Source organism: Pseudidiomarina taiwanensis, assembly GCF_003987435.1.
In the GTDB taxonomy this organism is placed as follows: domain Bacteria; phylum Pseudomonadota; class Gammaproteobacteria; order Enterobacterales; family Alteromonadaceae; genus Pseudidiomarina; species Pseudidiomarina taiwanensis.
Genome location: NZ_PIQG01000005.1, coordinates 195,579 through 210,594, shown reverse-complemented (window position 1 = coordinate 210,594; position 15,016 = coordinate 195,579). Strand labels below are relative to the sequence as shown.

Sequence of the window (15,016 nt, the reverse complement as noted above, 5' to 3'; positions counted from 1 at the left end):
CAGATAATACGCCCCTTTTTTATGACCACGGTTGAGGCGATCATATGGCATCTCAGCAAACTCAAAAACTATTAGCCACTGCGACGGGGCTGGAACAGCCTATACGCGAGTTCTTTGGCGCAAACCTTAGCCCTCACGTGCAAGCAAATACCACTCATATCATTGGTTTTGGCTTTGATGGAACAGCCTGCTTCCGCAAAGGAACGCGTAATGGTCCGAATGGCTTGCGCGCGGTATCTGAAGATATTGAGTCTTACTCGCCCTACCTCGATGCTGATCTGTACGATATCCCTTTCACCGATTTGGGAAATCTATCACTCGGTCAAAGTGCTGATGTTGAAGCCCAGTGGCAGCATGCTTCCGAGCAGTTCGATGGCTTGTTTGGTTCAGTAAACCTTGCGACCGAAAACGTTCGAGTGCTAACGCTTGGTGGTGAGCATTCGATTTCTTACGCGCCGATTAAGAAGTATCTGGAACAATACCCAGATCTGGTATTACTTCACCTTGATGCTCATGCTGACTTGCGCGATGGCTTCTTGGGGTATCACTACTCGCATGCCTCAATTATCCGACGAGCACTCGATCATTTTGGTCCGAACCATCAACTGATTCAGTATGGTATTCGTTCAGGAACCCGAGAAGAATACCAATACATGAAAGAGCACGGTACGGTTCGTACCTCGCGTAAAGACTTTTTAGAGAGTGTCGCTGCCATCGCCGCCGATCGTCCGATCTATTTAACCCTTGATCTGGACTACTTTGATCCTGCCTTTCTGCCGGGTACGGGAACACCCGAGCCAGGTGGTGAAGATTTTCACTCGTATATCAGCCTGATCAAGATTTTACGGCAAAAGAACTTAGTCGGAGCGGACGTTGTTGAACTCTCGCCAGAGATCGATCCGACCGGCAATTCTGATGTATTTGCGGCAAAAATCGTCCGCGAACTATTAATTATCCTGAATGAAAAAGGAGCAAGCTAGTGCCAACTTGGACTATTGAAGATGCAGAAGAGCTCTACGGCGTTAGACGCTGGGGCGCTGGTTATTTTTCAATTGGTGACAACGGCAATATTCAAATTGCTCCAAACCATCGATTGCCAGACGTCACCATTGATATGCAAGAAGTGGTCGACGAAATTATTGCCGAAGGGATTCAATTTCCAGCGGTGATTCGATTTCACGATATTTTGCGTTCGCAAGTCGAAATTCTGAACGAGACCTTTGCCGACACCATCGAAAAAGCGGATTATCAGGGCCGCTACACCGGCGTGTTCCCAATCAAAGTAAACCAGATGCGCGAAGTCGTTGAAGAAATCATGGATGCGGGTGAGCCCTATGATTACGGTCTTGAAGCGGGTTCTAAGCCCGAGTTAATGGCGGTTTTGGCGTATAACGACAACCCCAATGCACTCACCGTTTTAAACGGTTATAAAGACGAAGACTACCTCACTCTTGCGCTGCTCGGTCGTCAGCTCGGTCGTAAAATGATCATCGTCATCGAGAAGTACAGTGAACTCGAAATGCTGATTCCACTTGCGAAGAAGCTTGGGGTTGAGCCAATGATTGGGCTGCGCAGTAAAATGATGGTGCGCAGTTTAGGTAAATGGGCAAGCTCAAGCGGCGATGGCGCCAAGTTCGGCCTCAGCATCACTGAAATTCTTAATATTATTGAGCGCCTCAAGCAAGAGGATATGCTCCACTGTGCCAAACTTCTGCACTTCCATATTGGCAGTCAGCTCTCGGACATCCGTAAAATTAAAGAAGCCGTATCAGAAGCGGCGCGCTTGTACGCCAAGCTAGTGCAACTCGGGGTCCCGTTAGAGTATCTCGATATTGGCGGCGGTCTTGGCATCGACTACGATGGCACCAGCTCAACCACCGATTCATCGCGGAACTATTCAACTGAGGAATATGTCGCTGACGTTGTTTACGGTGTCAAACAAATTTGCGATTTAGAGAAAGTAGCGCATCCAAACTTGGTCAGTGAATCAGGACGAGCGATCACTGCGCACCATAGCTGTGTGGTAACCAATATCGTTGGCGAAATTAAAAACACTGGCAAGCAATTCGATACCAGCGCTAGCGAAGGTGAACACATCATTGTCACCAATATGCGTGAATTGACGACGGCCAACGATTTGCACCCGCAAGAGCGCTACAATGATGCCGCGGGCTTTAAAGAAAATGCTTATGAAGCATTCAAGCTCGGTATCTTATCGCTCGAAGAGATCGCTAAAATCGATACCATGTATTGGCAAATACTCAGTGAGATCCAAAAGTCTCTAGACCACGATAGTTTCGTTTTCCAAGAACTCGAAAAACTCGATGACATGCTAGCGAGCCAATACTTGTGCAACTTCTCGATCTTCCAATCTGCGGCAGACACTTGGGCGATTGGGCAAGTTTTGCCGATTGTTCCCATTAGTCGACTCGATGAAAAACCTGAAGTGCGTTGCTCGATTGTAGATATCACCTGTGATAGTGACGGTAAGCTGCGCAAATATATCGAAGGTACCGAGTTAAGTGACAACATTCCGATGCATGCCCTGCACAAGGATCAGCCGTACCATGTGGGCTTGTTTTTAACCGGAGCGTATCAGGATGTAATGGGCGATATGCATAACTTATTTGGTCGACTGACCGAAGTGCATGTCTATTGCCACGACGATGAGCCAGGTGATTTTTATATCGAAGAAGTCGTCCCCGGAACGGCTGCTGAAAAAGTGCTCGAAACCATGCAATACAACACCGATTACATGGCGAAAACAGTCAAGAAGTCGATCGACCGGCTCGTTCGCAAAGGTCAAATTGCACCTCGCGAAGGGGTCAAATGGACTGACTACTATGAGAAGTGTTTGGCAGGAAGTACCTACTTAAAGGTGTAAAAAGCGTCAAAATGAGCATTTCGTGAGCAAACAATCATTTCTCGCCAAAAAGCGGTTGACTCTGACCCGAAAAACTCGTTTAATACGCCCCACGCCCAGATAGCTCAGTTGGTAGAGCAGAGGATTGAAAATCCTCGTGTCGGTGGTTCGATTCCGCCTCTGGGCACCATTATTTTAAAGGCCTCGCTGGAAACAGCGGGGCTTTTTACTTTATTGGTTTTGAGTCAATTGCTGACCGATAAGACTATTTCGAGCGTAGAGCTTATGTTTGAGGTACCACTCGAGCTTTCTGCGCTCGCCACCACGTAATTTAATTAGCGCAGGCGCGTTCGGATCATTGCCGACCAAGAGGCGCCAAAATAAACGCCGGCGGCGCCATTGGCTGTAATGTTGAAGCTTAAACGCTAAGTCTTCAGCTTTAATCAGAGTAAGGCGGTATTTGCTCTGTGCTGCTGGCGCATGCAGTAGTTCCTGCGCCATAACATGCATGGTGTGGTATTCGGGAGTATCGAATCCTTGTTGATACGTTGCTAGTTTTCCCTGCTGTCGTAATTGCTGCAAATAACGGTCCGTTCCGAGTTCAAACGTATTATGGTTAAAGGCAGCGAACCAATCCTTGATAAAAGGATCTCCCTGTTTTGCTGCCAAAAACCAATTCTCAAGTAACGGCGAACTGGCGTCGGTATTATGCCGGGCTAAATAAAATCCAATAAAACTATTATTGCTCTCAGAGCTATATCGAGATAGCCAAGAATCAAGTGATTGCGTCAACAATATTGAGGAGTCGAGCCAAATTCCGCCGTACTTTTCCAACAGTGCAAGACGCAGCCAATCGGCCTGCTTGGTGATATGCACCTCGGTAAAGTTAGTCGGCAAATTATTAATATATTGGCCAATGCTATCGCGCGTAACCAATGTTATTTGGTAATCAGGATTTAAGCGCTGCCATCCAGCGATGCATTCGCGGACGACTTGAGGTGGATGTGAATCGTGCCAAAACGTCCAAATTTGCTTCGGCAAGGGAGCATATTCTTTCGCTGCGCTGCCCCAGCATATCTCTGTCAGCGCCGTTTCGGGAAGACGTTTTGATACTCGCAGTAACCAGTAACCCAGGTAGGTGATAACGAGTACAGAAATCAGGGCCAGCAAAACATTTCCTCTGTTATCTATTGTTTGTCTAATATATATATCCTTTGCTATAAGGTAAAGGTCCCGGCCACGCCAGCAAACTTGCACAAATTTGAGAATCACGCATACTCAAAACCTGCACTCGATAAGCTAATGAGGTACCAACGCGATGAAAGGTCATAGTCAAATTATTGCTGCATTAAACGACTTATTAACCGGTGAGCTTACCGCCATTGATCAATATTTAGCCCATGGTGAAATTCTCGCTGATATGGGGCTGACTAAACTTTCCGAGCATGCGATACATGAATCAGAACACGAACGTGAGCATGCCCGAGCCATCATTCAACGTATTTTATTTCTCGAGGGTGAACCTGATCTAGCCAAGCGTAACCCGATTTCAGTCAAAACCAGCGTGCCAGAAATGCTGCGTGCAGATTTAGAGTTCGAATATCAAGTTGCCAAACATCTCAAACAAGTGGTCGCACTTTGTGAACAACAACAGGATTATGTCACCCGCGATATGTTAGTGGCACAAATCAAAGACACTGAAGAAGACCATGCCTACTTCCTCGAGCAACAACTTCGTCTGATTGATACGCTTGGGTTGCAAAATTATCTGCAAAGTCAGCTCAGTTCATAGTTTTTGGAGAATTTTATGTTAGGAAACAAAAGTATCGTTAAAGCTCTTAACAAGGTTCTTAAAAATGAACTGACGGCAATTAATCAATATTTTTTACATGCGCGGATGTTCAAGAATTGGGGCTTCGATAAGTTAAACCACAGTGAGTACAAGCAATCCATTCGAGTTATGAAAGAGGCCGATACACTTATCGAGCGGATATTATTTCTTGAAGGTTTGCCCAATTTGCAAAGCCTTGGAGCCCTCAGTATCGGTGAAAATGTTCAAGAGTGTTTGCAAGGGGATCTTGATTTTGAAGTTCAAACTCAACGAGCCGACTTGATCGAAGCGATTCGAATCTCCGAAGAAACTCAAGATTATGCGACCCGCGATATGCTGCATGAGCTTTTAGAGGCCTGTGAAGAATCAATTGACTGGTACGAGACGCAACTATCATTGATTAACGATTTAGGTTTGAGTAACTATTTACAAAGTCAGGTATAGAATTTAGCCTCACCATCTTGCAAATGCGAATTATTCTCGTTAAGATTCGCATTGTAAGATATGTGAGGTGCTAATGTATATTTGTATTTGTAACGCAATCCGTGAAGCCGATGTCCATGCTGCTGTGGCAAACGACGTGCGTTCATTTAAGGAACTCAAAAGCCAGCTAGGGCTTTGTAGTGATTGCGGTCAATGCAGTCGCAAAGCTAAAGCATGCTTCGATGCGGCGAAAGCCTCGCAACCAACCTATCTGTTCAAAGAACATCTTATCCAGCTCGCACAAGCTTAACTTCCTGTAATAATTGGATACAGATTCTGCTCGCGCAATGACCGTTTCTCTGCCAGAGTAAAAAACACTTTTTCTTTTTTCGGGCAGAGCTATGTATTCAGATGACGATATCAAAGCTGCAGTGGATGCTCAGGTATTAACCCCTGAACAATACCAACAACTGCGCACGTTCCTTCAGCACCAGCGCGCCAGCGCGGCGTTACCTGATGAAGAGCATTTTCGCTTATTGAGTGGCTTCAATGATATTTTCGTTGTTGTTGCTGCCATCCTAGCACTCGGTGCAACTTGGACACTCGGTGGCTTACTTGCACCCTGGTTAGGCGGCTTATTGGTCGCGGCCTTTGCTTGGGGCCTTGCTGAGTATTTTACCCGGATCAAACGCATGGCGTTGCCTTCAATCGTTTTGCTGGTGTTCTGTGTTGGCGCGACTTTTCTTGGCACCGTAATGACACTTGAGCAATTCTTTCCGAACCAGGCCTACGCTCCCCTCACCGCATTCGCATTGAGTTCATTGGTTGCCTACGCTCACTGGCAACGCTTTCAAGTACCGATCACCATCGCAGCTGCCACCGCTACGATCACAGGTGTGTGTATTTCGTTTCTAACTATTTTTATTCCGTTCTCAGAGCAAATCCTGAAAATTGGATTTTTTAGCGCCGGGATTATCGTATTTATACTCGCACTACGCTGGGACCACGGTGACATAAAACGTGAAACACGGCGTTCAGATGTGGCGTTTTGGCTTCACCTGTTAGCGGCACCGCTTATAGTGCACCCAATATTTAGTACCTTAGCGAACGCGGACTCAGGGCTACAACAAGCCATTATCACCATCGCGCTATATTTATGTTTGGCGTCAGTATCATTGATTATTGATCGCCGCGCACTGATGGTGTCGGCACTAGCCTATGTCGTTTACGTGTTTAGCAAGTTACTTGATAGCTATGGCTTTATGGATGGCAGCACAGCAGTGATCGGCGTTATTATTGGCAGTGGTCTCTTACTCGTCGCGGTTTATTGGCATCCACTGCGAGGTAAGCTCATTCGTCGTTTACCAAAATCAATACAGCAAGCCGTTCCAACGAGTCATTAAATAAAAAGGGCGACCTCAATAGGTCGCCCTTTTCGTTAAGCTTTGTTGTGCTTACTCTAGATCAAAGCGATCCAAAGTCATCACTTTAGTCCATGCATCAACGAAGTCCTCAACGAAGATTTCTTCGCCATCGCTCATTGCATAAACTTCAGCAATTGCACGTAGCTCTGAGTTTGAACCGAAAATCAGGTCAACTGGAGTAGCGGTCCACTTCAACTCATTGCTGTTGCGATCACGACCCACATACACGCCCTCTTCGTCAGACTTCGCCCAAACGGTACCCATGTCGAGCAAGTTAACAAAGAAGTCGTTCGTCAATTGACCAGGACGGTCAGTGAATACCCCGTGCTTGCTACCTTTGTAGTTCGCATCAAGCGCGCGTAAACCACCAACCAAAACAGTCATTTCTGGAACGGTCAGGGTCAACAAGTCAGCTTTATCAACCAAACTATCAGCTGGCGATAATAACGCCTCGTCACCGTAATAGTTACGGAAACCATCAGCACGCGGCTTCAAGAAGTTAAACGATACAACATCGGTCATTTCCGCAGTCGCATCAGTACGACCCGGAGTGAACGGAACAGTGATATCGTGGCCTGCATCTTGCGCTGCCTTTTCAATCGCTGCCGCACCACCTAGCACAATCATATCTGCCATTGAGATACGCTTGTTACCACGTTGGCTGCGGTTGAAGTCGTTTTGCACGCGCTCAAGTGCACGCAGTACTTTTGCGACTTCTGCTGGGTTGTTTACTTCCCAATCTTTCTGTGGCGCGAGACGTAAGCGTGCACCATTTGCACCACCACGCATATCGGTACCACGGAAGCTAGCAGCAGATGCCCAAGCGACACGCACTAACTCTGATACTGAGAGGCCAGTATCAAGGATGTCCGCTTTCAACTTCGCCACATCACGGTCATTAACCAGTTCATGATCGACCGCTGGTACTGGGTCTTGCCATAAAAGTGGCTCAGCTGGTGAAGTATCAACCGCATAACGTGCGCGCGGCCCCATGTCACGGTGAGTCAACTTAAACCAAGCTTTCGCGAAGGCTAGACGGAACTCTTCTGGATTCTCTTGGAAGCGTTTCGCAATTTTACGATATTCAGGGTCGAACTTGAGTGACAAGTCAGTCGTGAACATGATTGGCGCGTGACGCTTACCAGGGATGTGTGCATCCGGAACGAGGTTCGCTGCTTGACCATCTTTCGGGATCCACTGAATTGCACCAGCAGGGCTGCGGGTTTGTTCCCACTCATAACCAAACAGGTTATCAAGATACTGGCTCGTCCAAGCAATTGGGTTAACTGACCATGCACCTTCTAGACCACTGGTGATGGTATCTTCAGCGTTACCTTTACCACACTTGTTGGTCCAGCCAAGACCTTGCTCTTCGATGCCTGCAGCAGCTGGTTCAGCGCCGAGACAGTCATCAGGCTTGTGTGCACCGTGAGCTTTACCGAAGGTGTGACCACCTGCGATCAAAGCAACGGTTTCTTCATCATTCATTGCCATCCGGCCAAAGGTTTCACGGATGTCTTTTGCTGCAAGTAGCGGATCAGGATTACCGTTTGGTCCCTCTGGGTTGACGTAAATCAAGCCCATCTGAACTGCTGCAAGTGGACGCTCAAGTTCGCGATCGCCACTGTAACGCTCATCAGCAAGCATTTGCTGCTCGGGACCCCAGTAAACTGTATCTGGTTCCCAGTCGTCTTCACGACCACCAGCGAAACCATAAGTTTGGAAACCCATTGATTCGAGGGCTACGTTACCCGTGAGGACCATAAGGTCGGCCCAAGAGATTGCACGACCATATTTTTGCTTGATTGGCCAAAGTAAACGACGTGCTTTATCGAGACTTACGTTATCAGGCCAGCTATTGAGTGGTTCAAAACGCTGTTGACCACCGCCAGCTCCGCCACGGCCATCGTGGACACGATAGGTACCCGCACCGTGCCATGCCATGCGAATAAAGAATGGACCGTAATGACCGTAGTCAGCGGGCCACCAATCTTGCGAGTCAGTTAGCAAGGCTTCGATATCGGCACGAACCGCATCAAGGTCGAGCTGCTTAAATTCAGCGATGTAATCAAAGTCATCGTCATATGGGTTAGAACTCTCATCGTGGTCACGGAGCGGCTGCAAGTTGAGCTGCTCTGGCCACCAAAAGCCATTTGATTTGGCATTACCGGTCATATTTGCCGCAGATGCAACGCCGAGAGACATTGCTAAGGCAAGCGCCGATACCAATGGTTTTCTCAACATTTTCATTGTTATTTACCCCTTTATTGTAGGCAGTGGTCATGAAAAACTGCGTAATTACTATAGATTAGAAAACCTGTTTTTGCTCGGTCGTATCGATTGAAAATATAAATCAGGCTAATCGGAATTTTCGCATCCTGATAAAAAGCGCTATTACATAATAGATAGCACGGCGGGAAATATCTGTGATAATCTCATCGAATAAAAGATCAAAAGCGATGGATAGCAATGCTCAAAGCCATTAAAAAACGCAGCCTAATTGTCCTCCCAATATTAGTAATTGCTGCTTTTATCACGAACTACTATTTCACCATTCCACTTTATGGTTTGGTGACCCTGCAGTTTGGGCAGCTATTTGCCATTCTCGCGTTAATGATGAGGGGTCCAAGCACGGCTCTGTTGGTAAGTCTTTGCAGTGGCATCGCACTTTACTACAGTACCGAAAACTGGCTGTTAGGGCTGTTGGGACTACTCGAGATTGTAGCATTTTGGTTGCTCACTCGACGCGGCACTTCTTACCTTACCGCGAGTATACTATTTTGGCTTATCGCCGGCGTCCCGCTTACTTGGCTGCGACTTGAGTTAAGAACTGAACTGCCGGATGATTTTACTATTCTGGTACTGATGAAAATGATCCTCAATGGAGTGCTTTACACTGCGTTGGCGATAAGCATCAATGTAATCATTTCAACAGCGTGGAAATCACGAATCCAACGTCCTGCAGTGACTAGTTTGGCTGGACGCATTTTCTATTTGTCCTTTTTAAGTATTCTCATTCCAAGTATGTTGATCGCGATTATATTTACTGCTCGAAGCGCCAACGATGCCGAGCAAGCGATCGTTGATGATGTCACTCGTAAAGCCAAGAACCTTGCCAGCGTCACCCAAGATTATGTTGACCAGCATGTGCGAGCCGTTGATTATTTTGCGCAAACCATCAGCTCGCGAAATACTCTCGAGACAGAGCAACAACTGCTGACCCAAATGCAAGCGACTTATTCTGGCTTCTTGACGATGTTGATCACAGACCAAAGCGGCCAGATTATCGCGGGAGCGCCCGCCAATTTTTATCAGCGACTGCAACAATCAAGCCCTAACAACCAGTTTAGCGTTGCTGACCGTGCGTATTTTCAGCAACCTTTGATGACGGGTGAAACCTATGTTTCAGAGGTTTTCCGTGGTCGAGGCTTTGGCCGTGATCCGATTATTGCAATCAGTGCGCCCCTCTTCGATGGCAATGAGTTTACCGGAGTTGTAGAAGGTTCACTCAATCTTCCTAACCTCAACTTCATCGAGCAACGGGTCGAACTGGACTCACTTCAACAAGCCGTCATCGTCACGGATGCGAATCACCAAGTCATCTTTGCAACGGAACGTTTGGGTTTGGCAGAGCTTGCCAAATTTCAGCCACAGTCGGAGCTATTCAGTATTTATTCAGCACAACTCCGTCAGACCACGGTCAACGACCAGACACTATTATTTACGGAAGCGCAAAATCCGCTAGGCTGGCATGTGTATATTCTTGCGAAGCCGAGTCAAATCAGTGCTGTCTTTGCCGAAAATTTATGGATTTTTCTCACCGCATTAGTGGCCGTCACTTTATTCTTTACCCTGATCGCGCATCGATTCTCACTCGATATTACTCGTCCACTTAAGCTAATGGCTGAACGAATGCGCTCTGCTGAGCCTTTGCAAGCTGAGGATATTGATCTGCAAATGAGCGATGATCTTAGAGCAATTTCGTCTGAATTGAATCAAGCCCGCGATCTGATGCAGAACTTTAATCGCGAACTGACCGAACAAGTTCGCGGGAAAACCGCCGAGCTTGAAGCTCTGAATAAAAAGTTGTTTGAATTATCACAACACGACGGCCTTACGCAGTTATTGAACCGGCGTGCTTTCGATGAGTCGGCATTGCGTCTAACCAAAGCAAGACCGAACGATAGCTTCAGCTTCATGTTGATCGATATTGATGACTTTAAAGCGATCAATGACCAATATGGACACCCAGTCGGAGATACTTGTTTGACCGAGTTCGCTCGTATCTTGCGTGATTCTTTTGCCCGTGTCGACGCGATCACTGGACGCTATGGCGGTGAGGAGTTCGCCGTACTGAGCTTTGCTCCTGCTGCTCAATTTGAAGCCAGCTACCAATCTCTGCGGCAGCGCTTAGCTGAGGGGATTAGCACTGCAGTTGGAACTCTAAATCTCTCTATCAGTGCTGGGGTGACCTTTGTTCAAGATCCAACCTCCAGTAAATTTGTCGAGGTGGTCGCACACACCGATAAGTTGCTTTATGCTAGTAAAGCTGCAGGAAAAGACAGTATTCATCAAAGCACACTATAAGAAGAGGTTGAGATGCAATCACAACGTATTTTTATCACCGGTGGAGCCAGTGGTTTAGGCTATGCTCTGGCACAACAATGCGCGAAGGCTGGCTGGCAAGTTTGTATCGGTGACCGCGACCAAGAGCGCGGTGAGGCGGTGATCGGCTCGCTCCAAAAATTACAAAAGGACGCGCTCTTTTTACCCTGCGATGTGACCCGTGTCGCAGACCTTGAACGTGTTGCCAAGACGCTGCAAGAGCAATGGGATGGCGTGGACGTATTGGTTAATAATGCAGGCGTTGCACAAGTTGGTGAGATAGCAGATACCACCTTGAAAGATTGGCAGTGGATTGTCGATATTAATTTGCTAGGGGTGGTGAGAGGCTGCAAGGCTTTTATCCCAATGTTCAAAGAGCAAGGCAAGGGTTATATCGTTAATATTGCCTCTATGGCGGGGCTACTCGATATGCCAAGCGCTTCAGCCTATAACGCGACCAAAGCTGCGGTTGTATCCTTGTCTGAAACACTGGATAACGAACTCAAAAGTGCCAACATTGGTGTCACGGTTGTCTGTCCGTCTTTTTTCAAGACCAACTTGAATCAAGGGATGCGCAGCACAGTTGATGGTATGGATGAGCGGGTCGAGCGTTGGATGCGCAAGAGTAAGCTCAATGCGGCGGATATAGCGGATCGAATTCTCGCTGCGGTCGACCAAAACCGCTTCTACTGTCTGCCGCACAAAGATGCGCAGCAAGCGTGGTGGCTAAAACGTCTGCTTCCACGCCGCTGGTATCAACGCCTGGTTCATTCACGAATTAAATAAAACTCTTGTTGGCGGCCATGTAGATAGTCTATTTGGCTGCCATCAAAATAAGCATCTTCCTCGAGCATAATCACAACATCTTGCTGCCAATCTTCGCTGTAAAATGTATTGTTCAGCTCAATTGAATACGCCGTATTTGGATACAATGGATAATCTCCGTTGACGGGTATCGCATGCTGTTTATCCCACATCCCTATGGTTGGGCCAGAGCCATGGCCATAGTAGCCGATAGGGTGAGAATAAATTGATGGGCGTAAACCACTCGCTTTAGCTTGCTCTAATGCCGTCAAAAATATTTCGTTACCACTGCGTCCCGTTACAAACTCAGCCGTGAGAAAATCTTGCACTGCATTACCCTTTGCTAAAGCCGTCGTTAACGACTCAGGTGCGCTCTCTTCGCCAGCTTTTAATACATAAGCATGTTGCTGAGTATCCGTATTTAAACGCAAATAGGTAATCCCAAAATCCACGTGCAATAAGTCACCTGGTTGAATCACTTCACCTCGCATACGCGGGTTACTGGCACCTTTGCGTTGCAGGCTTACCGTTGGTGGAAACCACGCTGTTAGCTTGAGTTCTTTGACCTTTTCGAGCATCCACCACTCAACATCTGTGGTTGTCGTCTGACCTGGGATGACGACTTGATTTGAAAAGGCAGTGGCGATGATCGCTTGAGCCAAACCAACCGCATATTGATAGTGTGGGATCTCTTCTGGAATGCGGGTTTCAAGCCAGCCGATTGCAAGCTTTTCGGCACTTACCAAACGCTCTCGATAAGTTTCTGATAGCGCACCGAGTAGCCCCTCTTTATCGGTAGCGACTAAACCGTCGGCTTGCGCAAAATAATCCGACTGATTAATGCCAATCGTTTGTGGTTGATATTCTTCGATAATCTCCGCAAGTCGTTGCCATTGATCGGGTTGTGACTCCGGTTCCCAAGCACTTTTGAAAATATCCCCGACGGCATAGCGTGAAACTGAGAGTGCTTCAACACCGAGATCCACGCCATCCTTAAAGCCTTTGTCAATAAAGACTAAAATGGTGCGCCGCCGTGCTTTATACCAATCAGCTGGCAATAATGTCCGCAGGGTCGGATCCTCGTTATTTTCACGACTGATGAGTAACCACATATCAATGCCGCTACGACGCATCAAACTCGGCAAAATCGTCTCAATTCGACGCTCTAGAAACTCATCCACAAGAACGGCTCTTTGGCGCAAATCCGGGAGTGGATAAGATTCGATTCGCGCGTCATCTTGTGTCGATTTAGCGACGACTTGTGTTTGCCATGTAAGTAGCAAAGGCAGAGCGAGTAAGAGTTTCCATTTCATACTGATAAACCCATCTGTTTGAATAATTTTAGTGAATACCTAAAATCAAAAGGATAAATTAGACGAATGCGCACCTTGGTGACTACATTGAATTTGAACCTAACGTTAACAACGGAACAACAACTGAGTACGTTATGAGCAAATTTACCCCGATTACAGGTCTCACTATGCCCCCATTGGATGAGACAACTCAAGCGTTATTTGACCCGCAAGCGCAACAATTCTTACTTGAACTCGTACGCAAATTTCGCCCTCACCTAAAACGTTTGTTACGTGATAGAGCTGAGCGTCAAGCTGAAATAGATAACGGTACGCTGCCGGACTTTTGCCCGCAAACTCAAACCATTCGTGAAAGTGACTGGCGCGTTGCTGAGTTACCACAAACACTACAACAGCGGCGCTTAGAAATTACCGGGCCAGTTGATCGCAAAATGGTCATCAATGCCTTAAATGCGAATGTTGATTGCTATATGGCGGATTTCGAAGATTCGCAGTCACCGACTTGGACAGGCCTATTAGCGGGACAACAAAATTTAATCGATGCCAACCGCGGCGATATTAGCTATACCGACCCAAGTTCCGGCAAGTTTTACAGCCTCCAACAGCATTCTGTCACCTTGATTGCGCGGGTACGCGGCCTTCACCTGTGGGAAAAACACGTGCTTGTCGACAATGAACAGGTGCCGGGGTCATTATTTGATTTTGCGCTCTACTTTTACCACAACTATCAAACTCGAGCGCAAAAAGGCGAAGGAGTTTACCTCTACTTACCTAAATTGGAGCATGGTAGCGAAGCGGCTTGGTGGGAAGATGTGTTCCATTTTGCCGAGGGCTACTTTAAGCAACCGACAGGAACGATTCGCGCCACCGTATTAATCGAAACGCTTCCGGCTGTGTTTCAAATGGATGAAATTCTGTACTTTATGCGTGACCATATCGCAGCGCTTAACTGTGGCCGCTGGGACTATATTTTTAGCTACATTAAAACCCTCAAGAATTACCCAGATCGAGTTCTCCCTGACCGCCAGGTTGTCACCATGGATCAACCGTTTCTAAATGCCTATTCACGCTTACTTGTCAAAACCTGCCACCGCCGTGGAGCGCTTGCAATGGGTGGAATGGCAGCCTTCATTCCAAGTAAAGATCCTGAGCAAAACCAACAGATTTTAGCAAAGGTTCGGGCCGATAAAGAATTGGAGCGCGCAAATGGTCACGACGGTACCTGGATCGCTCACCCTGGTCTCGCCACAACAGTCCGTGAAGTATTCGTAGACGGCTTAGACGGTCCGAATCAACTTCAGGTGATACGTACTGATGATGCGCCAATTACCGCCAAAGATCTGCTCGAACCGAGCTCAGGTGCGCGCACCGAAGCCGGCATGCGGACCAATATTCGCGTCGCCCTGCAATACATTGCTGCTTGGATTTCCGGCAAAGGTTGTGTGCCCATTTATGGTTTGATGGAAGATGCGGCAACCGCTGAAATTTCACGAGCATCCATATGGCAGTGGCTTAAACATCAAAAATCCCTCGATAACGGGGCAACGGTCACCGAAGAGCTCTTTACCCAATATCTGCATGAGGAAGCGCAGCAAGTAAAAGTAGAAGTTGGTGAGGAGCGCTGGCAAACGGAACGCTTCGACGAGGCGCTGAATTTATTCTCACGAATTACAACAGCTCCAGAGTTCATCGAGTTTATAACCCTGCCCGGTTATGAGTTGATCGATTAAATAACAACACAACAAGGACTAAA

General features: G+C 47.3%; 12 protein-coding genes and 1 tRNA gene. 10 read left to right on the top strand and 3 right to left on the bottom strand.

Translation table 11 applies throughout. The features are described 5' to 3' along the window. Positions 1 to 44 precede the first annotated feature (44 nt). The 3 genes from speB to CWI83_RS10135 all read left to right on the top strand — a co-directional run bounded on the left by speB (position 45) and on the right by CWI83_RS10135 (position 3,053). The gene (gene speB / locus CWI83_RS10145; protein ID WP_126828643.1) at positions 45 to 980 is read left to right on the top strand and encodes an agmatinase; all 936 of its coding nucleotides are present in this window, start codon (positions 45 to 47) and stop codon (positions 978 to 980) included. Beyond that, positions 980 to 2,884: a biosynthetic arginine decarboxylase gene (speA, locus tag CWI83_RS10140; protein ID WP_126828641.1), complete on the top strand. Its 1,905-nt coding sequence runs from the start codon at positions 980 to 982 to the stop codon at positions 2,882 to 2,884. Before speB ends, speA begins: the two co-directional genes overlap by 1 nt. Positions 2,885 to 2,977: 93 nt before the next feature. Further along, positions 2,978 to 3,053, top strand: a tRNA-Phe gene (locus CWI83_RS10135). A 41-nt stretch (positions 3,054 to 3,094) separates the two neighbouring features. Here the strand turns inward: CWI83_RS10135 and CWI83_RS10130 are convergent. Next, positions 3,095 to 4,135: a glycosyltransferase family 32 protein gene (locus CWI83_RS10130; RefSeq protein WP_126828640.1), complete on the bottom strand. Its 1,041-nt coding sequence runs from the start codon at positions 4,133 to 4,135 to the stop codon at positions 3,095 to 3,097. A gap of 46 nt (positions 4,136 to 4,181) precedes the next feature. Here CWI83_RS10130 and bfr (CWI83_RS10125) point away from each other — a divergent pair, with 46 nt between their 5' ends. From bfr (CWI83_RS10125) to CWI83_RS10110, 4 genes are all read left to right on the top strand, one after another. Further along, positions 4,182 to 4,655 carry a bacterioferritin gene (gene bfr / locus CWI83_RS10125; protein ID WP_126828638.1) on the top strand — a complete coding sequence of 158 codons (474 nt, stop codon included), beginning with the start codon at positions 4,182 to 4,184 and terminating at the stop codon, positions 4,653 to 4,655. A gap of 15 nt (positions 4,656 to 4,670) precedes the next feature. Then, positions 4,671 to 5,138: a bacterioferritin gene (bfr, locus tag CWI83_RS10120; RefSeq protein ID WP_126828636.1), complete on the top strand. Its 468-nt coding sequence runs from the start codon at positions 4,671 to 4,673 to the stop codon at positions 5,136 to 5,138. Between the two features lie 73 nt (positions 5,139 to 5,211). Next, a complete protein-coding gene (locus CWI83_RS10115) occupies positions 5,212 to 5,427 on the top strand; it encodes a (2Fe-2S)-binding protein (RefSeq protein WP_126828634.1) in 216 nt (71 codons plus the stop codon). Positions 5,428 to 5,518: 91 nt separating this feature from the next. Further along, complete coding sequence (locus tag CWI83_RS10110; protein ID WP_126828632.1) at positions 5,519 to 6,520, top strand: hypothetical protein; 1,002 nt, start codon at positions 5,519 to 5,521, stop codon at positions 6,518 to 6,520. Positions 6,521 to 6,571: 51 nt separating this feature from the next. Here the strand turns inward: CWI83_RS10110 and katG are convergent, their stop codons facing one another. After that, entirely contained in the window at positions 6,572 to 8,785 is a 2,214-nt protein-coding gene (gene katG, locus CWI83_RS10105; protein WP_126828686.1) for a catalase/peroxidase HPI, read from the bottom strand. A 225-nt stretch (positions 8,786 to 9,010) separates the two neighbouring features. On the opposite strand from katG, the gene CWI83_RS10100 reads away from it, so the two are divergent. Beyond that, on the top strand, positions 9,011 to 11,128 hold the full coding sequence (locus CWI83_RS10100) for a sensor domain-containing diguanylate cyclase (protein ID WP_126828630.1): 2,118 nt from the start codon (positions 9,011 to 9,013) through the stop codon (positions 11,126 to 11,128). A gap of 12 nt (positions 11,129 to 11,140) precedes the next feature. Continuing rightward, complete coding sequence (locus CWI83_RS10095; RefSeq protein WP_126828628.1) at positions 11,141 to 11,932, top strand: SDR family oxidoreductase; 792 nt, start codon at positions 11,141 to 11,143, stop codon at positions 11,930 to 11,932. On the opposite strand, the gene CWI83_RS10090 is transcribed toward CWI83_RS10095, so the two are convergent. Continuing rightward, entirely contained in the window at positions 11,914 to 13,263 is a 1,350-nt protein-coding gene (locus tag CWI83_RS10090) for a M24 family metallopeptidase (RefSeq protein WP_126828627.1), read from the bottom strand. The two genes, CWI83_RS10095 and CWI83_RS10090, sit on opposite strands and share 19 nt — an antisense overlap. 134 nt (positions 13,264 to 13,397) lie before the next feature. Here CWI83_RS10090 and aceB point away from each other — a divergent pair, with 134 nt between their 5' ends. Further along, positions 13,398 to 14,993, top strand: a complete 1,596-nt coding sequence (aceB, locus tag CWI83_RS10085) for a malate synthase A (RefSeq protein ID WP_126828625.1) — start codon at positions 13,398 to 13,400, stop codon at positions 14,991 to 14,993. The last annotated feature ends 23 nt before the right edge of the window (positions 14,994 to 15,016 follow it).